Raw genomic sequence first — 20,016 nt, forward strand, 5'->3', positions numbered from 1 at the left:
CAACGGCTCGTTCATCATGTCGGACGGAACCCGGCGCATGACGGGTTGGCGATGGCTCCCGGCGGCGGATTGACGCCGCATTTAGCGTTCGCTTAAGGCGCGGCTGCGAAGCTCCGCTGGTGTTGATGGCGCGTGTGCAGGCGCCCAAGGCGAGTTGCGTATGCGTTGGCCCACCGCAGCGATCGGCAAGCAGCTCGGCGAACTGGTTCACGCCAGCGCCGACGCTGAGCCCCTGGCCCGGCAGCGGCACGCCTGGTTCATCGGCTCGCGCCTGTTCATGGGCGCCGTCGGCCTCGCCTCCGTGCCGCTGATGCTGGCGATGTCCGGCATGGTGGGCATGATGGCCATCGTCGGCGTGATCAGCCTCGCCTTCCAGGCCGTCACCGCGGTGGTCGCGTCCAGGACCGGCCACCTCCACACCGCCCATGTCACCTCCATCGGCGTCGCCGCCGCCACCGTCCTGCTGATGGCGGGCCTCGGCGACGGGCCGACCTCGCCCGTGCTGGCGGGCCTGCCGCTTCTGGTGCTGGAGGCGGCCATGATCGGCCGCATCCGCGAGATCCGCTACGCCGCCGGCCTGGCCATGGCGACGCTGTGCGCCGTCTTCCTCCTGGAGATCCGCAGCCCCGAGGGCGGCTCGGCTTCGGCAGCCCCGGTCACCCTCGCCATCCAGACCTCCATCCTGGCCTTCGCGATGTGCATCGCTCTGCTGACCCAGCGCGAGATGCGCGCCCGGGTGGTGCGCGAGCGGCGCCTGACGGCCCAGAACCGCCTGCTGGTGGACGGCTTCGGCGATCTGGTGACCCGGCACGACGCCCAGGGGGCGGTGTTCTACGCCGGCCCGTCGGCCCACGCCCTGCTGGGCGTCGCCCCCACCGCGCTGCACGGCCGCGGCCTGTTCGAGCGCGTCCATGTGGCCGACCGCCCGCAATTCCTCATGGCCCTCGCCGACGCCGGCGCGGGCAGCGCCCTCAGCCGCGTGCAGGTGCGCATGCGCCACGGCGAGATCGAAGCCGGGGACAGGGCGGCCGCGCCGACCTTCACCTGGGTCGAGATCCGCTGCAGGAAGATCGAGGCCGACCAGGAGGCCTCGGAGGCCGCCGAGATCGTCTGCGTCATCCGCGACGTCTCGACCCAGCGTCAGAACGAGGCCGAGATCGATTCCGCCCGCGCGGCGGCCGAGGCCGCGTCCGCCCTCAAGGACCGCTTCCTCGCCACCGTGAGCCACGAGCTGCGGACCCCGCTCAACGCCATCATCGGCTTCTCCGAGATGCTGGCCGACGAGAGCCTCGTCCCCTCCGGCGACCAGCGCCAGCGCGACTACGCCCGCATCATCCACGTGTCGGGCGATCACCTCCTCAGCGTCGTCAACACGCTGCTGGACATGTCCAAGATCGACGCGGGGACGCTGAGCATCCAGACGGAGCCGTTCGACGTCGCCCGCCTGGTGGAGGTCTCCGTCGAGATGCTGCGCCTCAAGGCGGAGCAGTCGCAGGTGGCTCTCGAGGTGACGGTCGATCCCGGCCTGCCGGCGCTCGTGGCGGACCGGCGGGCCTGCAAGCAGATCCTCATCAACCTGCTGTCCAACGCCATCAAGTTCACGCCCCGCGGCGGCCGCGTGACGCTTGACGTCCGCCGCGAAGGGGACATCATCGCCTTCGCCGTGCAGGACACCGGCATCGGCATCGCGTCCGAAGACCTGCCCCGGCTGGGCGAGCCGTTCTTCCAGGCCCGCGCCAGCTACGACAGGCCCTATGAGGGCACAGGGCTCGGCCTGTCGGTCGTGCGCGGCCTGGTGGGCCTCCATTTCGGCTCGATGCAGATCGAGAGCGCCGTCGGCGTCGGCACGCGCGTGGTGGTGCGGCTGGGCGTCGACAGCCGCGTCAGGCTCGCCCCCGGGGCGACGGGCAAGCCGGACGCGAAGGTCGCCAGCATCGGACCGCGCGACCGTGCCGCGCCCGCCGCGATCGCCATCAAGAGTCTCTCGGCCCTTAGCCAGACGGTGAAGAAAAGTGCCTGAAGTCCTCGCCCGCACCGACCATGATTTCGTGCTGAGCCAGGAGCGCCGCCCCCGGCGCGCCTCCCGGGCGAAGCGCAAGCCCGCGCGGGCGGCCTGGATCAGGGCGTTGTTCCGCAACCCCGGCGCGACGGCGGTGGGCGCGGCCGGCGCGGCCATCGCGGTCGGCATCGTCATCAACGCCCTGGCTTTCCAGAACGCGCCGCACCCCGCGCCGCTGTTCGGCCGCCCGCTCGGCGAGACGGTGAAGCTGTCCGGCGTCCCGACCGTGCTGCCGCCCTCCCGCCCGGCCGACCTCTCTGCCGCGACGCCGGCCTCGCCCGCCGCGCCGGCTGAGACCCCCCGCGACGCCGCCAGGGCGCAGAAGGCCTCGCTGACGCCGGCCTCCTCCAGCCAGCCCTCCGGCCCGGCGCGCGACGCCATCGGCGACATCCTGAAGACGGGATCGACCGTCTCCGAGCCGAGCCGCTCCGTGCTGTCGGCTCAGAAGGCGCTGAACAAGCTCGGCTACGGGCCGGTGAAGACCGACGGCGTGTTCGGCTCCGGCACCCGTCAGGCGATCGAGAAGTTCGAGCGGGACCGCAAGCTCCCGCCCACCGGCGAAATCTCCGGCCGCACGGCGCGCGAGCTCGCCGCCGCCGCCGGCCCTTCGGCCGAGTGACGCGGTGAGGCTGCGGTCGGACATCTTCGTCGCAGCCTATATCCGCCGCTGCGCCGTCGAGGGCGCGCCCGCCGTGCTGCGCAAGCGCGGGTCCGCCGAGGCGGGCGCGATCTTCGTCAAGGTCGACCGGCTGGACGGCTCATGCGCCCTCTACGGGCCGGCGCCGCAGAGCGCCTTTTCGGAAGACGACCTGGAACGGCGCTTCGTGCGGCTGCACCCGTCCGCCACGATCCCCGTCCTGAACGCCGAGGAGCGCCTCGCGCGCGAGCAGCGCTTCGACACGGACCTGTGGATCGTGGAAGTCGAGGACCGCGCCGGCCTGTCCCGCCTCGACGAGGTCCCGGCCTGACAACCTGCGTCAGCCCGCCCGGCGGCCGGCTTGCGTCGTCGAGGCCGCCAGGGCGGCGGCGCTGCGGTGGGGAGCTTCCGCCTGGTCGGTCTGGGGCACGTGCGATCCCGTGCGCGGCCGCGCAGGGCCGGCGCCCAGCATGGCGGACACCAGCCGTTCGGCCGCGGGGGGCGACACCCTGCGGAACAGGTCCACGAGGGCGTGCACGCGCTCCGACGACTGCCCGATCAGGGGATCGCGGAACATGAAGATGCGCGTCGCGACCTCGTCGCTGAAGCCCAGCGAGAGGAGCGCCAGCGCCAGCGCCTCGCCGGAGCGGTCCGCCAGGATCTTCTGCGACTTGGCCACGGACGCGCCGAGGCCGAGCGCCAGCACGGTGGCGAAGGATTCGGCGTCGCCATACATGGCGGCCGTCTCCATCGGGACGACCAGCTCCTGCGAAGCGATGCGCTGCGAGCGCGCGCGGCCGGAGAGGGCGACGAGCCGCTCCACCTCCTCGATGATCTTCAGGCGCTCGGCCTTGTCGGCCGCCAGATACAGCACGGCGCGTTCGGCGCCGTTCAGGTCGCCGCGCGACAGCAGCGCCTTGGCGATCGCGTCCTCGTCGCGGGCCCGGTCCAGCAGCAGGTCCATGACGTCGGCCGGCAGCGCCACGGAGGTGTTGGCGGCCAGGGTGACGTCGATCAGCGGGTCCTCGCGGCCCAGCAACAGGCGCACCATGTCCGGACCGATTTCGGCGCGGGCCGCGACGGCGGCCGCCATGACGCGATCGCCCACCGCGGCCTGCTCGATCAGGACGCCGGCCGGCAGCCAGCGGGCGTCGGCGAGCAGGATGCGGGCGGAATCGTCGCCGCGCGCCAGGAAGGCAGCGCCGACTTCGACCGGCGTCTGGGCGTAGCCCGCGAGCTTGCAGGCGACCACCAGGGCGGTGTCGCCGTCCACCTGCTGGACGAGCGTGCCGGCGATCTCGCGGAACTGGGCCGCCTCGTCGCTCGTATGGGCCGGGGTCGACACATAAAGGTCCGTCAGCACGCGCAGCAGGACGGGCTTCATGTCGAGTCCTTCCTCGCGCGCGATCGCCAGCAGCCCATGCAGTTCAGGCGGAGTGATATGGGTCATGGTGAGGCAGGCTCGCATGGGCTGGAATGGGCGCAGGCGAGGCTAGTCGCGCGCCCGTTAGCGCCGCGTTAACGCTGTCGGGAAGCTTTGGCTGCGCTGGGGCGATGCAAGGGATCCAACGTGTCAAAATGCACATTCTGGATACCGGGAATGCTGTTGAATGCTGATCGTAAGAGACCGTTAACCAAGGTTCGCTTTCCTGACCCCGCGGCGATGATCGCGGGTGACGGGCAGGAGGAGGGTGTGATGGGTCGCGTACTGTCTTTCCAGGCTCCTGCGCGTTCGACGCGCCGGATCGAGCCGTCGATCGGGCCGAGGGGTCAGATCCTCTTCTTCACGGGCGTCCGCTACGAGCGGCATCCCGAGGAGCCGAAGCGCCCGGCCGCGGGCGGTCGTCGGCAGAGGCGCAGCCGCGGCGCCTGAAACGGATCACCATGGGCCGCATCCTTTCGCCGCGCCGACCCCTGCGCGGCCCTGGCGTAGCGGCCGCCTTCGCGGGCCTGCTCCTGGCCGGCTGCTCCGAGACCGGCGATTTCGGCCGGCCCAAGCCCACGTTCTGGAGCGAGACGATCGCGCCGCTGGCCGGGCAGGGCGCGGCGACGCAACGGGGCGAGCCGGTCTCGCCCGCATTGCTGACCGACGACGAGCAGGAGCTTCGCAGCCGCGCCTACCGGTTCCTGACACCCGCCCGGGAGCGCTCGGTCTTCGACCGGCAGCTGGCCGACCTCGCCTTCCGGCGCATCCAGCCCCGGGAGGTCGGGCTGACCGCCGAATCCGCCTATTACGAAGCGCTCCTGGCGTCTCCCGACGTGTCGCCGCGGTCGCGCTACCAGCGGCTGCGCGAGGACATGGAGAGCGACCGGCTGCTGATCACTCCTTTCGCCGCGCTGGCCTGCCGGGTGGCCGCGATGGACGCCGTCCGGGCCAAGGCGCTGGCGGCGATTCCGCCGGGCGACGTCGAGACGCGCTACGCCGCCGGGGCCCGCATCGCCGAAAACGAGGCGCTCACGGCGTGGGTGGAGCTCGGCCTGCAAAGCCGCCTGCGCGCCTATCGGTTCGCGCTGGACCGTCTCGTGGTGACCAGCCCCGACAAGGACGCGATCCGCGCGGAGCGCGTGCTGGAGGCCTTCGAGGGCTATCGCGGCATGGCGTCCCGCTGCGCCCAGACGCGAGGCGGAATCATCGTCACGCCGGGCGGCGACGCCGCGGGCGGCGCGCGCTTCCTGCCGCGCTCCAATCCCAGACCGGTCGTCGTGAAGCCCTGATCTGGGCCGGGCGGCTCAGCGCTTGGCGGCCGGCTTCGCCGGCTCCGGCCGGCATTGCGCGCTGGCGACGAGGGCCGCGGCGTCCGCCGCCAGCCCGGGCTCCGGCGCCAGCGCCCGGAAGGTGATGAAGCCGGTCGTTTCGGGCGAGACCAGGCGAAGCTCGCGCACCGGCTCGTCCTCCGGATCGTTCGCCTGGATGGCTTCGAGCTGCGGCTGCGTGGTGACCAGCACCTCGATCTGGCCGCGCACGGCGCTGCGGTCGGTCAGGGCGTAAAACACGCCGCCCGTCGCCCTGTGGAAGCCGAGCGAGAGGAAGAGTTCGCCCGCGTTGGCCAGGATGCGCACCGGGCCGGACGAGAGGTCGTAGCGGCAGACCGCCATCGCGGCGGCGGGATCGCGATAGGGCAGGGCCGAGGGTCCGGCGGCGGCGGCGGGCAGCGGCGTCACGACATGGCGCCCGGCGAACTGCGCCAGCCGCGCGTCCGCGTTGTTGGCCGCGAAGCTGGGGATCGCCAGCATCGAGCCCAGATGCACGATGGCGGCGAGCACGAGCCCGAGGACCGCCAGATAGGACCATCGCCTCAGCGTCGCGCTCATGGGCATCCGACCTGTTCGATGCGCGGCGCGGTGGCGGGATCGATCACCCGCGAGGTGACGCTCACGGGCGTGTCGTAGAGCCTCATCACCAGGTCGAAGCGGCCGGAGCCGGTCACCGGCAGCCATGCGCCGGGGCGCGCCTCGCGGGCGACCTCGATCGCGAACTGGCCGTTCTGCCCGCGCACGATCTCCGCCGAGGTGAAGCCGTAGCGCCCGGCGGGGTTGGCGATGAGCTGGCCGTTGGGCGTCTGCGCCGTGATGGTCCAGTAGCGCGCCTGCGGGGCCCTGCCGACGACCCGGTAGGCGCATTGCGCCAGGAGCGGCCGGCCGGCGCTGTCGCGGCGCGCCGTGAAGACGAGGCCTTCGCCCAGCCCGAGCGGCGTCTCGCCGTTGCGGGCCACGGAGGCGCGGGTGTAGGGGTCGGCGTCGAGCGCGCCGGTGCGGGGCCACGCCGTCCACGGCCCGGCCTCCACGGCGCCGAAGACGACGTTGCGGGAGACGGAGTAATAGGTCGCGCCGAGGCCGCCGCCGAGCCCGATCGCCAGCACGGCGAGGAACCCGCCGAGCGCTGACCGGCGGCGGCGGGGCGGGGCCACCGCCCGCGGGGCCGCATAGGGAAGCACGAAGTCGCTCACCGGGAGCCTTTTACTGGAGAGCCATCCGGCCGCCAACGCTTCGCGCGGCGCCGAACAGGTTCGTCTCCGCCGCCGGCTCCAGGAAGGCCGAGGGGCCGCGCCGGGTCACGATGGACTTCATCATGGAATCGATCCCCCCGATGGCGTCAAGCGCGCGCGGGTTCAGGACGGCGGGCCGCTGCGGCGACGCCGCCACCTCGAACCCCTTCGGCCCCGACGCGCTCGCCACCGCATCCTTGCCGCCAGGCGTGGTCGGGACGCCGGGGATCGGCTTCAGCTCGACGCTCTGGTGGGCGGGCGCCATCATCTCGTGCCAGGTCATGGCCGGCAGCGAGCCGCCGGTCATCTTGTTGGTCGACTGGTAGTCGTCGTTGCCGAACCAGACGCCGGCCACGAGGTTGCCCGTGAAGCCGACGAACCACGCGTCCCGATAGGCGTTCGTGGTGCCGGTCTTGCCGGCCACGCGGACGCCCGGGATCGCCGCCTTCTTGCCGGTGCCTTCCTCGACCACCTTCACCAGCATGCCGTTCATGTCGGCGATGACGTTGGCGTTGATGATCTGCTTGGGCGCGGGGAGGTCGCGGTCGCGCCGGTAGATCACGTCGCCGCGCGAGTTGCGCACCTCCACGGCCGCGAAGGGATCCGCCTTCTTGCCGCCATTGGCGAACACCGCATAGGAGGCCGTCATGTCCAGCACCGTCACCTCGGCCGCGCCGATCGGCAGCGACACGGTGTCGACCAGCGGCGTGGTGAGGCCCATCAGGCGGCAGATGTCGATGATGCGGGCGCGCCCGATCTTCGGGTTGCCGTCCCCGATCGCGATCGAGAGCCGCACCGGGATGGTGTTGATCGACTTCGCCAGCGCGGTCGCGAGCGGCATCGAGCCCGAGTAGGACCGGCCGTAATTGTTCGGGCACCAGTCCCCGATGCACAGGGGCGCATCGGTCACGATGGTGGTCGGCTTGAACTTCCCGGTCAGCAGGGCCGTCGTGTAGACGAAAGGCTTGAAGGACGACCCCGGCTGGCGCAGCGCGTCCGTGGCGCGGTTGAACTGGCTGGCGCCGTAGTCGCGGCCGCCCACCATGGCGCGGACGCCGCCGTCCGGATCCATCACGACGGTGGCGGCCTGCTTGGCGTCGTAGCTGTCGCCATACTGGCGCAGCATGCTCTCCACCGCCGTCTCGGCCTGCTTCTGGATGGAGACGTCGAGGGCGGTCCGGACCGTCAGCACCCGGTCGCCGCCCAGTTTGCCGTCGTCCGAGAGGTGCTTCAGCTCGTTGAACGCCCAGTCGAGATAGAAGTCCGGGCTGGTCTCGCGCTTGCGGTCGACCGGCGTCGCGGGGTTGCGGCGGGCGGCGTAGACCTGGCCCTCGGTGAGGAAGCCGGCGTCCACCATGTTGGACAGCACGTCGGCGGCGCGGGCGCGCGCGGCGGGCAGGTTGTTGTGCGGCGCGTATTTGGTCGGCGCCTTGAACAGGCCGGCCAGCATGGCGGCCTCCGACAGGCTCACATCCTTGATCGACTTGCCGAAATAGAACTCCGCGGCGGCCTGTGCCCCGAACGATCCGCCGCCCATATAGGCGCGGTCGAGATAGAGCTTGAGGATCTGGCTCTTGGTCAGGTGGAACTCCAGCCACAAGGCCAGGAACGCCTCCTTGATCTTGCGCTCCAGCGACCGCTCGTTGGAGAGGAACAGGTTCTTGGCCAGCTGCTGCGTCAGCGACGAACCGCCCTGCACCACGCCGGACGCGCGCGCATTGACCGCGATGGCCCGCATGGTGCCGATCACGTCGATGCCGAAATGCTCGTAGAAGCGCCGGTCCTCGGTGGCCAGCACGGCCTTGAGGAAGTGGTCGGGGAACTCGTCCAGCGACACCGAATCGTCGTGCCGGATGCCGCGCCGCCCCACCTCGTTGCCGTAGCGGTCGAGGAAGGTCACCGCGAGGTCCTGCTTCTTCAGCCAGTCGTCGCCGCCCACCTCCCGGAACGCCGGGAGCGCGAGCGCCAGCATCACCAGCAGGCCGCCGACGCCCAGCGTCAGGCCTTCGCCCAGGATCTCGACTCCGACGCGCTTGGCGCCCCGGACCTGGAACAGGTCCATGGCCTCCGCATAGCGCGCGTAGGCGGCCCCGAACCTGCGGCCGCTCTCGTTCAGCGAGAACGCGGTCCACGAATCGAAGGATTCAAACGCCCTGACGATCCGCTGCCACAGCGAGAGCTTGCCCTTGAACTCCACCACGCACCCTCGCGCCACCAACCGACCGGGCCCGTAACGCCCAGGCGCCCTTGTCCGATCCGTTTAATAGTCTATCAACCAAACCGCTCGCGCGCGAGATCGGTGGCCGGGTCAGCTCGCCACATGCGTGCGAACCTCGTTTCATGGTGAACGCCAAGGTTGTTGTACCCGATGGCTGAAGGCGAAAAGCCCGTCAACGACCCGTTCTGGCGAACCGTCGCCCTCGAGGACATGACCCCCGACCAGTGGGAGAGCCTCTGCGACGGCTGCGGACGCTGCTGCCTGGTGAAGCTGGAGGACGAGGACACCGGCCGCATCCACGCCACCGACATCGCCTGCCGGCTGTTCGACGCCGGAGCCTGCCGCTGCAAGGACTACGAGAACCGCACCGCGGTGGTGCCCGACTGCGTCAGCCTCACCCCCAAGGAGGTGCGCTCGCTGCCTTGGCTGCCGCCCACCTGCGGGTACCGGCTCGTGGCCGAGGGCAAGGACCTCGCCTGGTGGCACCCGCTCGTGTCCGGATCTCCCGAAACGGTGCGCGAGGCCGGCGTGTCCGTGGCCGGGAAAGTCTTCGGCGGCGAGGACGAGATCGCGCTGGAGGACGTCGTCGACCGCATCAAGGCCTGGCCCCTGCGCTGGCCCCGCAAGGCGCGCGAGCCGCGCTGAGCCAGGCTGGGTCCTCAGACCCGAATGGTCAACATGGCCCTGTCCTTTTTAGGAAAGTTCTCCTTGACAGCGTAACGCTTCCTAGGTAGAACTTGGTCATTCTCCAGAGTTGCGAGCGCCGGCCGCGGTTAACGACAGTCGGAGCGCCGACGATTTCAGTCGGTTCAGCATAGAGCGCGTCATTAGGAGTTTTCACCATGTCATTGCCCAAAGCCGCCCCTCACGCCACTCCTCCGTCCCGAAGCGCATCCCCTCCGGCCGAAACGTCCCAGCGCTCCGGCGCAGTCCGTCGCGTCGCGCCGGGCGACAGGTTCCGACGGCGCCGCGACGGCCTCGTGGCCCGGCTCTGGAGCGCCGTCGCCAGGCAGATCGAGGACGTCGAGCGCCGCAGCGCCGATCTCCCGGGCGCCGCCAATCCCGAGCGGGACGCCAAGGTCCTGGCGATCCTGTGCCGCGTCGTCCGCGAACTCGCCGAGGACGACGAGGCCGCCTTCAAGAGCAACGGGCGACGCCTGTCCGAGGAGTCCGCGCATGCCGTCCACGGTCCCGACCTCGAGGAGTTCCGAGACGACGTTGCTCGACGCCTTTCTCGCCTTCGAGAAGAGCGGAACGCTGCTGCAGGCGCTGCGCGGACTGAGCCCGGCTGAGGTCGAGCGCCTGAAATTCGACTGGGACCTCTGGTCCCGACAGGACCAGAGGCCTCCGGCGCAGGCCCAGGGCGGCGGTCCCTGGACGGTCTGGCTGATCCTGGGCGGCCGCGGCGCGGGCAAGACCCGCGCCGGGGCCGAATGGGTGAGGAGCGTGGCTTGCGGCCGGGGTCCCGGCCGCAAGCCCGTCGGCCGCATCGCCCTGGTGGGCGAGACCATCGCGGAGGTGCGCGACGTCATGATCGAGGGCGCGTCCGGCATCCTGGCCGTGCACCCCCGGTCGGAGCGGCCGACCTGGGAGCCTTCGCGCCGGCGGCTGGAGTGGCCGAGCGGCGCGCTGGCCCACGCGTTCTCGGCCGAAGACCCCGAAAGCCTGCGCGGCCCCCAGTTCGGGGCCGCCTGGCTGGACGAACTGGCCAAGTGGCGGCTGGCGCGCGAGACCTGAGACATGCTGCAGTTCGGCCTGCGTCTCGGCGAGCGGCCGAGCCAGCTCGTCACCACCACGCCGCGCCCCGTGGCGCTGCTGAAGGAGCTGCTCGCCGACCCTCACACGGCGGTGTCGCGCGCCGGCACGCGCGCCAACATGCATCACCTGGCGGCCAGCTTCATCGAGGCCGTGGCGCGCCGCTACGCCGGCACGCGCCTGGGCCGGCAGGAGCTCGAAGGCGAGATCGTGGAGGAGCGACAGGACGCGCTGTGGAGCCGCGACCTGATCGAGGCCTGCCGGGAGGCCGAGGCGCCGCCTTCGGTGCGGATCGTCGTGGCGGTCGATCCGCCGGCCTCCTCGGGCAAGCGGGCCGACGCCTGCGGCATCGTCGCCGCCGGCCTCGACGACGCCGGCCGCATGCACGTGCTGGAGGACGCTTCGCTCGCCAGCGCCAGCCCTGCCGCCTGGGCCTCCGCCACCGTCGCGCTGGCCCGCCGCCTGGAGGCGGACGCCGTGGTGGTCGAGGTCAACCAGGGCGGCGAGATGGCCGAGGCCGTGCTGCGCGAAGCCGACCCCGGCCTGGCGGTGACGCCCGTGCGCGCCACCCGCGGCAAGCATGTGCGGGCCGAGCCCGTCGCCCACCTCTACGAGCGCGGCCGCGTCCGCCATGCCGGGACGTTCCCGGCGCTGGAGGACGAGCTGTGCGACTTCGGCCCCACCGCGACCGGCTTCGGCCTCTCCACCGGCCGCTCGCCCGACCGCATGGACGCCCTCGTCTGGGCCGTGACGGCGCTCGCCCTGGGCGCCAGGGCGGCGGAGCCGAGAGTGCGGCGGATGTGATGCGCCTCCCTCTCCCGCCTGCGGGAGAGAGGCAGGGGTGAAGGCCTTCGCCGCCCCTCCCGTTGCGCCATCGAGACCCGCCGCGCCACCCTCACCCCTGCCCCTCTCCCACGGCGTGGGAGAGGGGGCATCCCCGGAGATGTCATCCTTGCTGTCGCGCCTCATGGGGCGCGCGGGGCGCGTTGCTGCGCCGGTCGCCGCTCCTCAGGCGAAAGCGTCCCGCACGGGGCCGTTGATCGCGTTTCCCAGCCTGGGACGGCCCGTGTGGACGCCGCGCGACTATGCGGCGCTGGCCCGCGAGGGCTACCAGCGCAACGCCGTGGTCTACCGCGCCGTCCGCATGGTGGCCGAGGCCGCCGCCAGCGTGCCGCTTCTCGTCTACCGCGACGGGCGCGAGGAGCCGGACCATCCGCTGGCCCGGCTGTCGTGTCTCACGCGGTCGCGCCGGATGGACTGCACCAAGCGATCCATCGTCTTCGGGTCGCGCAGGTGTTCATGACAACGTCGGCGTTAAACGAGGTTTTGCTTGTCGATCGAAAGCGCCGTCCGGTCGTGGTCCTGACGACGGAGGACGATGATCTAACGATGGCGTGGTTCAACGCCTCGACGCTGATCGTGAAGGTCCGCAAGGGCGCTTACTCCACATTGATCCATGAGCACTTGGGAGGAGTGGCTGTGGAAGTCGCCGATCGTTAGGTGCCCGACGGCGCCACGGGCCTGCCCGGCTCGCCGCTCTCAGAACGTCGATCCCGCTGGTCACCCGCACGGCCCAGAGCCTGGCCCACTGGCTTAGCCCCGCCTTCGACGGCGCCCTGCGCCTGGCGCCCGACCTCGACGGCGTCGACGCGCGGGCGCCGGAACGCGAGGCGCTTGCGTAGGCCACGCTCGGCATCCACACGCCGACGGTCTGGAACAAGGCCCCGCTCGACAAACCCAGCCACGAAGCCGCACGATCTATTGGAAGGTCGAGATCGACGCCATGGTGATTCTCAAGCACCGCTTGCGCCTGACGCAGCATGACGGCGAACGCTTCGTTGAGATCGTTGTGCATCGTCCCGAGCCCGATGATCGGTGCTGGAGGTGCGACTATTCGATCGCCTGGCCCGAAGGCGTCTGGCGGAGCCGAGGCGTCGGTCATGACGCCCTCCAGGCGCTCGTGCTGACCCTGCAAAAGATCGGGGCGGAGATCTACACGAGCCCCTACCACGCCGCGGGCCAACTCAGCGTCGACGGCGCTGAAGGCGGCTATGGCTTCCCGGTCCCCCACAGCCTGCGCGACCTGCTCGTGGGCGCAGACGCGAAAGCGTTCTGAACGCGCCTTTTTCTCCGCGACCTCGCGCACTCACCCCAAGCGCCCCGGCCCCCGCCGATGGGCGCTTTTCGCGTTCCCCCGGCCGCGCGCGGCCCAGTCCAAGGAGCCCCCTATGCCGCCCCTCCTCGAAAGCCCCGTGATCGAGAGCATTCTCGGGCGCGGAGACCTGGCCGACATCGCGCTCTTTTTGTGGGCGAGCAGCGCTTCCGCCGTGGTGGCGCTGCTCCTGAAGGAGCTCTCCGCCGCCAATCGTCGCTTCGACGCCTTCGTGCACGAGCTCAACCGCTTCAACACCCGCGCTGGCGGGCGGGACTGACGACCGCCTTTTCACCAAGCCGTTTCAGCACCAAAGGATTTTCCCATGCTGTCGTTTCTGTTGCGACGCGCCGCCCCCCGGGCGGATGCGAACGCGGCTCTGTGCGCCGTCGCCCAGCGGCCCGAGCCCGAGCAGGTCATCGCCGCCTTCGTGCAGACGCTGGCCCGGCTCGATCCGTGCGGGTCGGCCCCGTCGCCGCGCCGCCGGCCGCGCGCCGTCGCGGCCGCGCGCAAGGGCTGAGCCGATGGCGCTCAGCTATCGCTCCTCCCTGCCGCCGCTGCGGCCTCCGCCCCGGCCCCCGCCGCCTCCCGTGGAGGTGCGCGACGGCCGACTGGCTCTGGCCCCGCCATCCGCCGCCGGCGTGTTCGAGGGCTACGCCAGCCTGTTCGGCGTGGTGGACCTCGGCCGCGACATGGTGATGCCCGGCGCCTTCGCCGAAAGCCTCGCCCGGCGCGGCGTCTCGGGCGTGCGGCTCCTGTGGCAGCACGATCCGGCCGAGCCGATCGGCGCCTGGACGGCGCTGCGCGAGGACGCCCGCGGCCTCTTCGCCCGCGGCCGGCTCAACATGGGCGTGGCCCGCGCCCGCGAACTGGTCGCGCTGATGCGCCAGGGCGCGGTGGACGGGCTCTCCATCGGCTTCAAGGTCGGCGGCGCCCGCACCGACCCGCGCTCCGGCGTGCGCCGGCTCCACAAGGTCGACCTGTGGGAGATCTCGCTCGTCACCTTCCCGCTGCTCCCGCAAGCCCGCGTCGCCGCCGTGAAGGCGCGATGAGGCATTGATTCCCGTTCACCAGCAAGGACCCGTCATGACCCACGCAACGCCATCCTATGAGACCAAGCACGCCGCTTCGGACGCCCAGGCCTTCGAGGAGCTTCACCGCGCTTTCGAGGCCTTCCGCCAGACCAACGACCAGCGCCTCGGCGAACTGGAGACGCGGCTCACCTCCGACGTGCTCGTCGACGAGAAGCTCGCCCGCATCGACCAGGCGCTGGACGAGGCCCGCCGGCGCGACGACCAGATCGCCCTGAAGGCGAGCCGCCCGGCGCTGGGCCGCGACGAGCGCGCGGTCGCGTCCGGCGCCGCCGCCGAGCACAAGGCCGCGTTCGACCTCTATGTCCGCGCCGGCGAGAGCGCCGGGCTGAAGACGCTGGAGGCCAAGGCCCTGTCGGCCGGATCGGGGCCTGACGGCGGCTACCTCGTGCCCCCGCCGGCCGAGCGCGAGATCCTGCGCCGCATGGCGCTGATCTCGCCCATCCGCGCCATCGCGTCGGTGCGGGAGATCTCCACCGGCAGCTTCAAGAAGGCCTATTCCACCACCGGCCCGGCCTCCGGCTGGGTGGCCGAGGCCGCGGCCCGGCCGCAGACCGCCAGCCAGGTGATCGCCGAGCTGAACTTCCCCGCTATGGAGCTCTACGCCATGCCGTCGGCCACGCAGACGCTGCTGGACGACGCCGCCGTCAATATCGAGCAGTGGATCGCCGACGAGGTCGAGACCGTGTTCGCCGAGCAGGAGGGCGCGGCCTTCGTCAATGGCGACGGCGTCAACAAGCCCGCCGGCTTCATGGCGGCCCCGAAGGCGACCGTGGCGGCCTGGACCTGGGGCAAGCTCGGCTACCTGGCGACCGGCGTGGCGGGCGGCTTCGCGGCGTCGAGCACGACCGTGAACCCGGCCGATGTCCTCGTGGACGTCGTCTACGCCCTGAAGGCCGGCTACCGGCAGAACGCCAGCTTCGTGCTGAACCGGCGGACGCAGGCGGCGATCCGCAAGTTCAAGACCAGCACGGGCGACTACATGTGGCAGCCGCCGACCGCCATCGGCCAGCCGGCGACGCTGCTGAACTTCCCGGTGGTCGAGGCGGAGAACATGCCCGACATCGCGGCCGACAGCTTCGCGGTGGCGTGCGGCGACTTCCGCCGCGGCTACCTTGTGGTCGACCGCGTCGGCGTGCGCGTGCTGCGCGATCCCTACACGGCCAAGCCCTATGTGCTGTTCTACACGACGAAGCGCGTCGGCGGCGGCGTGCAGGACTTCGACGCCATCAAGCTGTTGAAGTTCGGCGTGGCGTGATCCCCCTCTCGCCGGCGCGGCGACAGGGCGGGGGGTGAGGGGATGGGATGGGCTCCCCTCGTCCGGCCCTTCGGGCCACCTTCTCCCCGTGCCGGGGAGAAGGGCGCCCCCAGAACGGTCAGCGCACGCCCCAGCCCGCCAGCGTCTTCTCGATCCAGGCGCGCTGGGGGCCGACCAGAACGCCCTGCGTAAGGGCGCCGCAGCGGGACTTGCCGGCGCCTTCGGCCCAGACCGTGATCGCCCCGACGCTTCCGTCGGGGGCGAAGATCGGCCCGCCGGAGTCGCCCGTGCAGGCGCCGCGGCCGGTGGCCTCGCCGGGCCCCTTGAGCCAGACCAGGATGGCGCTGGGGCCGTAGGGTTCGACCACCGGGACCTCCGCCGTGCGGAAACGCCCGCCGGTGCGGGGATCCCCCTCGGCCGAGAGGCCGTAGCCGCCGATGGTCCAGATCTGGCCGGCCGCCGGCCGGGCGTCCGCCCCGAGCGGGACGGGCGCGAAGCCTGAAGGCAGCGGCTGGGACAGCCGCACCAGCGCGAGGTCGATGGAGCGGCGCCGGCCCTGCACGGCGCCCTTGTCGTATTGCGGGTGCACGGCCACGCCGCTCGGCGCCAGGAAGGCGGGCGCGCCCGCCGCGTCGCGGTGGAACGCCCGGATCTCGCCATGTCCCACGACGCAATGGGCCGCCGTGAGGACCACGTCGGGCGCGACCACCGCGGCGGAGCAAAAGCCCCGCTGCTCCACCAGCATCACCGCATGCCGCCCCAGCCCCGGCGCGTCCTCGCCGAGCACGACGGCCCGCGCCGAGCCGACCGGCGCGGCGAGCGCGGTGCACAACGCCGTCCCGATCGCCGCCCGGCTCGCCCATGCGGCGACCATCCGAACCTTTCGCATTCCGCATCCTCCCGGCCCTGGCGCGACATCGCACGCTCCGGGGCCGAAAGGAAGCGCCGAGCCGGAGCCCGCCATGGCCCTCCAGATCCTCACCCCGCCCGCGACCGAGCCGCTGACCCTCGCCGAGCTGAAGCTCTGGCTCAGGATCGACGGGGCCGACGACGACGCGCTCCTGTCGGCCCTGATCGTCGCGGCGAGGCTCGCCGTCGAGGCCGCGTCCGGCTGCAAGCTCATCACGCAGACCTGGCGCATGACGCTGAACGCGTGGCCCCGCTCGCCCTTCGGGCTGCCGGTCTGGCCCGTACAGGCCGTGACGGCCGTCCGGGTCTACGCGGCGAGCGGCGCGGCGACGACGGTCTCGCCGGACCTGTACCAGCTGGCGACGGCGTTCCTGCCGCCGCAACTCGCGCTGGCGGGGGCCGCGCCGGCGCCCGGCCGCAGCCTGGGCGGCGTCGAGATCGACCTCACGGCCGGCTACGGCCCGACGGCGGCCGCCGTCCTGGAGGCGCTGCGGACCGCGATCCGCCTCTTCGCGGCTCATCTCTACGAAAACCGCGGCGACGGGGAGCCTGGCGCCGGGCCGGTCCCGCCGCCGCCCGCCGTGGCCGCGCTGGTTGCGCCCTATCGCCGCGCGAGGCTGTGAGATGGCTGGTTTCTCACCTGTGGCCGGCTTTCGCAGCCGGCTCGTCCTCGAGGCGCCCCAGGAAACGCCGGACGGGGCGGGGGGCGTGACCCGCTCCTATGCGCCGATCGCGAGGCTCTGGGCCCGCATCGAGCCGCTTCGGGGCGACGAGGGCGTCCGGGCGGGCAGTCTCGGACAGGCGATCTCGCACCGCATCGCGCTGCGCTGGCGGGCGGGCCTCGACGCCTCGATGCGGCTGCGCCAGGGCGCGCGGATGTTCGCCATCAGGTCCGCCTGGGACCCGGACGAGCGCCGTCGCCGCATCGTCTGCCTGTGCGAGGAGATCCGCCCGTGACCCATCCCATCCTGGCGCTCCGCAGCGCCCTGCGCGCGCGCCTTACGGCCGATGCGGCGCTCGTCTCGCTCCTGGGGGGCGAGCGCATCTGGGACGAGCCGCCCCGCGGCTCGGACCCTCCCTATCTCACTTTCGGCGAGGCCGTGGCCCGCGACTGGTCCACCGGCTCCTCCTCCGGGCGGGAGCACGCCTTCACGCTGGTCGCCTGGTCCCGCCAGGGCGGCGACGCCGAGCTCCTCGCCCTATTGGCGAGGCTCGAGGAGCTGTGCGCCGACCCGGCGCTCGTGCTCGACGGGCATCGGCTCGTGCTGCTGCGCGTCGTCGGGCAGGAGACCGGCCGTCCGGACAAGACCGGCCTGCGCCGGGCGGTCATCCGGCTCGCCGGCCTCACCGAACCGCTCTGATCCTCCCACTCCAGTCTCAAGGACCTCCCGATGGCCGCCCAGAAAGGCAAGGACCTCCTCCTCAAGCTCGACGACGGCTCCGGCGCCTACGTCGCCGTGGCCGGGCTGCGGGCCCGCCAGATCGCGTTCAATTCGGAAGCGGTGGACGTCACCAGCGCCGAATCGATCGGCCGGTGGCGCGAGCTTCTGGCCGGCGCCGCCGTCCGCAAGGCTGCGGTGAGCGGAGCCGGGGTTTTCCGCGACGAGCCCGCCGACATGCTGGTGAGGCAGACGCTGTTCGACGATCTGATCCGCAACTGGCAGGTGATCGTGCCGAGCTTCGGGGTGATCCAGGGCCCGTTCCACATCGCGGCGCTCGACTATCGCGGCGACCACGCCGGCGAGGTCACGTTCGACCTGGCGCTGGAAAGCGCCGGGCCGCTCGTCTTCACCGCCATCTAGGGAGGCCCGCATGGCCAACCCGCGCCGCGGCGAAGTCGCCGCCGAGATCGGCGGACGTCGCCTGACCCTGTGCCTGACCCTGGGAGCGCTGGCCGAGCTGGAGGCCGCCTTCGGGGTCGACGACCTCCAGGCGCTGGGCGAGCGCTTCGCGGCCGGCCAGCTCGCCTCGCGCGACCTCGTGCGCCTGCTCGGCGCGGGCGTGCGCGGCGGCGGGACGGCGCTGTCGGACGACGAGATCGCCGCGCTGCCGCTGGAGGGCGGCCTGCCCGCCGTGGTCGCCGCGGTGGCGCAGATGCTGGCCCTGGCGTTCGGAACCGGCGCGGAGGCGCCGTCCCCGCGCCCTTGACCGCCGCAGCGCGCCGGGCCGAAGCCCCGACCAAGCCGGCCCCGCCCTTCCCCTGGGAGGAGGCCATGGCCTTCGGGTTCGGCGCGCTGCGGCTGTCGTCAGCCGGTTTCTGGTCCCTGACTCCGCGTGAGCTCGCAGCCGCCGCCGAAGGAGTTCATGGGCGCCGCCCGCCCGAGCCGCTCGGACGGGGGGCCTTGTCCGACCTGATCCGCGCCTTTCCCGACTTCCCCCCGCCGCACGCCGGAGACTGACATGGCCGACCTGACCGATCTGACGTCCCAGGAGACCCAGCTGAAGAACCTGGACAAGCTCGCCCAGTCCTTTGATGCCTCGATCGCATCCTCCTTCGCCAAGGGCGCGTCGGAGGGCCGGCGGTTCGAGGACATCCTGCGCACGGTGGGACAGCGGCTGCAGGACGTCGCCCTGAAGGCGGCGTTCAAGCCGCTCGACGCCGCGATCTCCGGAGGGCTGCAGAGCCTGTTTCGCGGGCTGGCCGGCCAGGGCGGCCTCTTCGCCGGAAGCGGGCCGGGCGCGCCAGTGCAGGCCTTCGCGGACGGCGGCGTCGTGCGCGCGCCGACCTTCTTTCCCATGGGCGGCGGGCTGGGGCTGGCCGGGGAGGCCGGGCCGGAAGCGATCCTGCCGCTGGCGCGCGGCGCCGACGGCAAACTCGGGGTGCGGTCCGGACCGACGCGCGGCGGGCCGGTCACGATCCACATCGCCACCCCGGACGCCGAGAGCTTCCGCCGCTCGGAAGCGCAGGTGAGCGCCGCGATCGCCAGGGCCGTCGCCCGCGGCCAGCGCGGCCTGTGACGCCGCTGCGCCCGCTCAGGCGGCGCGCAGCATCGCGGCGATCTGGTCCTTCAGCCGTAGCCTCTTCTTCTTGAGCTCCTCGATCGCGGCGTCGTCGGCCGGCTGGATCTCGGCCTCGATGCGGTGGATCTCGCGGTTCACGTGCTCGTAGGCGTCGGCCAATCGCGCGAAATGCGCGTCTCCGATCTTCAGCTTGCTGATCGCGGCCGCAGCGTTGGGAAATTCCTCATGCAGGCCGTGGGGGACGTGGGTCATCGCCAGCTCCTCGTTTCAACGCCGCCATCTCACCCCGCCCGGCGCCGATGCGCCTTGAGCGAGGTCAACCTGTCCAGGAGGTCGTCGTGCCGGCTTCGTTTCACGAGGTGCGCTTTCCCGTCGACGTATCGCTGAAGAGCCGTGGCGGCCCCCGCCGCCGCACCGACGTGGTCGTCACGGGATCCGGGAGAGAGGAGCGCAACGCCCGCTGGGCCCATGCGCGCCGCCGCTACGACGCCGGATACGGGGTCAAGACCCTGGCCGAGCTGGCCGCCGTCGTGGCGTTCTTCGAGGAGCGGCGCGGGCGCCTTTATGGCTTCCGCTGGCGGGACCGGCTGGACGACCGCTCCTGCGGACATGGGAGCCTGCCGGGGCCGCTGGACCAGCCGATCGGGACCGGCGAGGCCGGCAGGGCGTCCTACCCGCTGGTCAAGACCTATGGGGCGGCGTTCGCGCCCTATCGGCGGCCCATCGCCAAGCCCGTCCAGGGCAGCGTGCGCGTCGCGGTGGCCGGCCAGGAGAAGGCGGCCGGCGCGCAGTGGGACCTCGACGCCGCCACCGGGACCGTGACGTTCCGGGCCGGCGCTCTCCCGCCGCCGGGCGCGGCGGTCACGGCCGGGTTCCTGTTCGACGTGCCGGTCCGCTTCGACACGGACGAGTTGCTGGTCGACCTCGACGCCTTCGCGGCCGGCGAGATCCCGCTGATCCCGCTCATCGAAATCATCCCCTGAACCCGAC

The 20,016-nt window shown here is 72.0% G+C and carries 28 protein-coding genes and 1 pseudogene; 23 read left to right on the forward strand and 6 right to left on the reverse strand.

What is annotated here, in order from left to right:
* The first annotated feature begins 160 nt into the window (after positions 1 to 160).
* Genes ABEG18_RS04160 through ABEG18_RS04170 form a run of 3 tightly spaced genes read left to right on the forward strand, consistent with a single transcriptional unit; the run spans position 161 to position 3,027 of the window.
* Positions 161 to 2,020: an ATP-binding protein gene (locus tag ABEG18_RS04160; protein WP_406856836.1), complete on the forward strand. Its 1,860-nt coding sequence runs from the start codon at positions 161 to 163 to the stop codon at positions 2,018 to 2,020.
* Positions 2,013 to 2,678 (forward strand): peptidoglycan-binding protein, encoded by a 666-nt coding sequence (locus tag ABEG18_RS04165; protein WP_406856837.1) that lies wholly within the window; start codon positions 2,013 to 2,015, stop codon positions 2,676 to 2,678. Before ABEG18_RS04160 ends, ABEG18_RS04165 begins: the two co-directional genes overlap by 8 nt.
* 4 nt (positions 2,679 to 2,682) lie before the next feature.
* Positions 2,683 to 3,027 (forward strand): DUF1491 family protein, encoded by a 345-nt coding sequence (locus ABEG18_RS04170; RefSeq protein WP_406856838.1) that lies wholly within the window; start codon positions 2,683 to 2,685, stop codon positions 3,025 to 3,027.
* A gap of 9 nt (positions 3,028 to 3,036) precedes the next feature.
* Here the strand turns inward: ABEG18_RS04170 and ABEG18_RS04175 are convergent, their stop codons facing one another.
* On the reverse strand, positions 3,037 to 4,146 hold the full coding sequence (locus ABEG18_RS04175) for a DUF2336 domain-containing protein (RefSeq protein WP_406856839.1): 1,110 nt from the start codon (positions 4,144 to 4,146) through the stop codon (positions 3,037 to 3,039).
* A gap of 150 nt (positions 4,147 to 4,296) precedes the next feature.
* Here ABEG18_RS04175 and ABEG18_RS04180 point away from each other — a divergent pair, with 150 nt between their 5' ends.
* Together ABEG18_RS04180 and ABEG18_RS04185 are read left to right on the forward strand one after the other, a co-directional pair.
* Positions 4,297 to 4,569: a hypothetical protein gene (locus ABEG18_RS04180; protein ID WP_406856840.1), complete on the forward strand. Its 273-nt coding sequence runs from the start codon at positions 4,297 to 4,299 to the stop codon at positions 4,567 to 4,569.
* Between the two features lie 11 nt (positions 4,570 to 4,580).
* Complete coding sequence (locus ABEG18_RS04185) at positions 4,581 to 5,411, forward strand: hypothetical protein (protein ID WP_406856841.1); 831 nt, start codon at positions 4,581 to 4,583, stop codon at positions 5,409 to 5,411.
* Positions 5,412 to 5,426: 15 nt separating this feature from the next.
* Here the strand turns inward: ABEG18_RS04185 and ABEG18_RS04190 are convergent, their stop codons facing one another.
* Genes ABEG18_RS04190 through ABEG18_RS04200 form a run of 3 tightly spaced genes read right to left on the reverse strand, consistent with a single transcriptional unit; the run spans position 5,427 to position 8,879 of the window.
* Positions 5,427 to 6,008 (reverse strand): DUF1254 domain-containing protein, encoded by a 582-nt coding sequence (locus ABEG18_RS04190; protein ID WP_406856842.1) that lies wholly within the window; start codon positions 6,006 to 6,008, stop codon positions 5,427 to 5,429.
* Positions 6,005 to 6,643 carry a DUF1214 domain-containing protein gene (locus tag ABEG18_RS04195; protein ID WP_406856843.1) on the reverse strand — a complete coding sequence of 213 codons (639 nt, stop codon included), beginning with the start codon at positions 6,641 to 6,643 and terminating at the stop codon, positions 6,005 to 6,007. Before ABEG18_RS04195 ends, ABEG18_RS04190 begins: the two co-directional genes overlap by 4 nt.
* A gap of 10 nt (positions 6,644 to 6,653) precedes the next feature.
* Entirely contained in the window at positions 6,654 to 8,879 is a 2,226-nt protein-coding gene (locus ABEG18_RS04200) for a transglycosylase domain-containing protein (RefSeq protein ID WP_406858528.1), read from the reverse strand.
* A 171-nt stretch (positions 8,880 to 9,050) separates the two neighbouring features.
* On the opposite strand from ABEG18_RS04200, the gene ABEG18_RS04205 reads away from it, so the two are divergent.
* From ABEG18_RS04205 to ABEG18_RS04250, 10 genes and pseudogenes are all read left to right on the forward strand, one after another.
* Positions 9,051 to 9,545, forward strand: coding sequence for a YcgN family cysteine cluster protein (locus ABEG18_RS04205; RefSeq protein ID WP_406856844.1), 495 nt, complete (start codon positions 9,051 to 9,053; stop codon positions 9,543 to 9,545).
* Between the two features lie 335 nt (positions 9,546 to 9,880).
* Complete coding sequence (locus ABEG18_RS04210; protein WP_406856845.1) at positions 9,881 to 10,192, forward strand: hypothetical protein; 312 nt, start codon at positions 9,881 to 9,883, stop codon at positions 10,190 to 10,192.
* Between the two features lie 97 nt (positions 10,193 to 10,289).
* Positions 10,290 to 11,459, forward strand: a pseudogene (locus ABEG18_RS04215) (DNA-packaging protein).
* A gap of 148 nt (positions 11,460 to 11,607) precedes the next feature.
* Positions 11,608 to 11,958 carry a hypothetical protein gene (locus tag ABEG18_RS04220; RefSeq protein ID WP_406856846.1) on the forward strand — a complete coding sequence of 117 codons (351 nt, stop codon included), beginning with the start codon at positions 11,608 to 11,610 and terminating at the stop codon, positions 11,956 to 11,958.
* Entirely contained in the window at positions 11,955 to 12,155 is a 201-nt protein-coding gene (locus tag ABEG18_RS04225; RefSeq protein ID WP_406856847.1) for a hypothetical protein, read from the forward strand. The genes ABEG18_RS04220 and ABEG18_RS04225 overlap by 4 nt, the downstream gene beginning before the upstream one ends.
* A gap of 283 nt (positions 12,156 to 12,438) precedes the next feature.
* A complete protein-coding gene (locus ABEG18_RS04230) occupies positions 12,439 to 12,771 on the forward strand; it encodes a DUF6968 family protein (protein ID WP_406856848.1) in 333 nt (110 codons plus the stop codon).
* Between the two features lie 112 nt (positions 12,772 to 12,883).
* Positions 12,884 to 13,087 carry a hypothetical protein gene (locus ABEG18_RS04235; RefSeq protein WP_406856849.1) on the forward strand — a complete coding sequence of 68 codons (204 nt, stop codon included), beginning with the start codon at positions 12,884 to 12,886 and terminating at the stop codon, positions 13,085 to 13,087.
* Positions 13,088 to 13,132: 45 nt separating this feature from the next.
* Positions 13,133 to 13,327: a hypothetical protein gene (locus tag ABEG18_RS04240; protein ID WP_406856850.1), complete on the forward strand. Its 195-nt coding sequence runs from the start codon at positions 13,133 to 13,135 to the stop codon at positions 13,325 to 13,327.
* A 4-nt stretch (positions 13,328 to 13,331) separates the two neighbouring features.
* Positions 13,332 to 13,859 (forward strand): HK97 family phage prohead protease, encoded by a 528-nt coding sequence (locus ABEG18_RS04245; RefSeq protein WP_406856851.1) that lies wholly within the window; start codon positions 13,332 to 13,334, stop codon positions 13,857 to 13,859.
* A gap of 34 nt (positions 13,860 to 13,893) precedes the next feature.
* Positions 13,894 to 15,156: a phage major capsid protein gene (locus ABEG18_RS04250; protein ID WP_406856852.1), complete on the forward strand. Its 1,263-nt coding sequence runs from the start codon at positions 13,894 to 13,896 to the stop codon at positions 15,154 to 15,156.
* A gap of 118 nt (positions 15,157 to 15,274) precedes the next feature.
* Here ABEG18_RS04250 and ABEG18_RS04255 read toward each other — a convergent pair whose 3' ends face one another.
* Positions 15,275 to 16,045, reverse strand: coding sequence for a S1 family peptidase (locus ABEG18_RS04255; protein WP_406856853.1), 771 nt, complete (start codon positions 16,043 to 16,045; stop codon positions 15,275 to 15,277).
* A gap of 73 nt (positions 16,046 to 16,118) precedes the next feature.
* Between ABEG18_RS04255 and ABEG18_RS04260 the strand changes: the two genes are divergently transcribed.
* From ABEG18_RS04260 to ABEG18_RS04290, 7 genes are all read left to right on the forward strand, one after another.
* A complete protein-coding gene (locus ABEG18_RS04260) occupies positions 16,119 to 16,688 on the forward strand; it encodes a head-tail connector protein (protein WP_406856854.1) in 570 nt (189 codons plus the stop codon).
* 1 nt (position 16,689) lies between these two features.
* Positions 16,690 to 17,022: a phage head closure protein gene (locus ABEG18_RS04265; protein WP_406856855.1), complete on the forward strand. Its 333-nt coding sequence runs from the start codon at positions 16,690 to 16,692 to the stop codon at positions 17,020 to 17,022.
* The gene (locus ABEG18_RS04270; protein ID WP_406856856.1) at positions 17,019 to 17,426 is read left to right on the forward strand and encodes a DUF3168 domain-containing protein; all 408 of its coding nucleotides are present in this window, start codon (positions 17,019 to 17,021) and stop codon (positions 17,424 to 17,426) included. The genes ABEG18_RS04265 and ABEG18_RS04270 overlap by 4 nt, the downstream gene beginning before the upstream one ends.
* Positions 17,427 to 17,456: 30 nt before the next feature.
* A complete protein-coding gene (locus ABEG18_RS04275) occupies positions 17,457 to 17,867 on the forward strand; it encodes a phage major tail protein, TP901-1 family (RefSeq protein ID WP_406856857.1) in 411 nt (136 codons plus the stop codon).
* Positions 17,868 to 17,877: 10 nt separating this feature from the next.
* A complete protein-coding gene (locus ABEG18_RS04280) occupies positions 17,878 to 18,213 on the forward strand; it encodes a gene transfer agent family protein (protein ID WP_406856858.1) in 336 nt (111 codons plus the stop codon).
* 65 nt (positions 18,214 to 18,278) lie between these two features.
* Positions 18,279 to 18,464 carry a phage tail assembly chaperone gene (locus tag ABEG18_RS04285; RefSeq protein WP_406856859.1) on the forward strand — a complete coding sequence of 62 codons (186 nt, stop codon included), beginning with the start codon at positions 18,279 to 18,281 and terminating at the stop codon, positions 18,462 to 18,464.
* A 1-nt stretch (position 18,465) separates the two neighbouring features.
* The gene (locus tag ABEG18_RS04290; RefSeq protein WP_406856860.1) at positions 18,466 to 19,023 is read left to right on the forward strand and encodes a phage tail tape measure protein; all 558 of its coding nucleotides are present in this window, start codon (positions 18,466 to 18,468) and stop codon (positions 19,021 to 19,023) included.
* 15 nt (positions 19,024 to 19,038) lie between these two features.
* Here the strand turns inward: ABEG18_RS04290 and ABEG18_RS04295 are convergent, their stop codons facing one another.
* Positions 19,039 to 19,278, reverse strand: coding sequence for a YdcH family protein (locus ABEG18_RS04295; RefSeq protein ID WP_406856861.1), 240 nt, complete (start codon positions 19,276 to 19,278; stop codon positions 19,039 to 19,041).
* Between the two features lie 47 nt (positions 19,279 to 19,325).
* Here ABEG18_RS04295 and ABEG18_RS04300 point away from each other — a divergent pair, with 47 nt between their 5' ends.
* Positions 19,326 to 20,009, forward strand: coding sequence for a TIGR02217 family protein (locus ABEG18_RS04300; protein WP_406856862.1), 684 nt, complete (start codon positions 19,326 to 19,328; stop codon positions 20,007 to 20,009).
* The last annotated feature ends 7 nt before the right edge of the window (positions 20,010 to 20,016 follow it).

The organism is Alsobacter sp. KACC 23698 (assembly GCF_045348435.1).
Taxonomy (GTDB): Bacteria; Pseudomonadota; Alphaproteobacteria; order Rhizobiales; family Beijerinckiaceae; genus Alsobacter.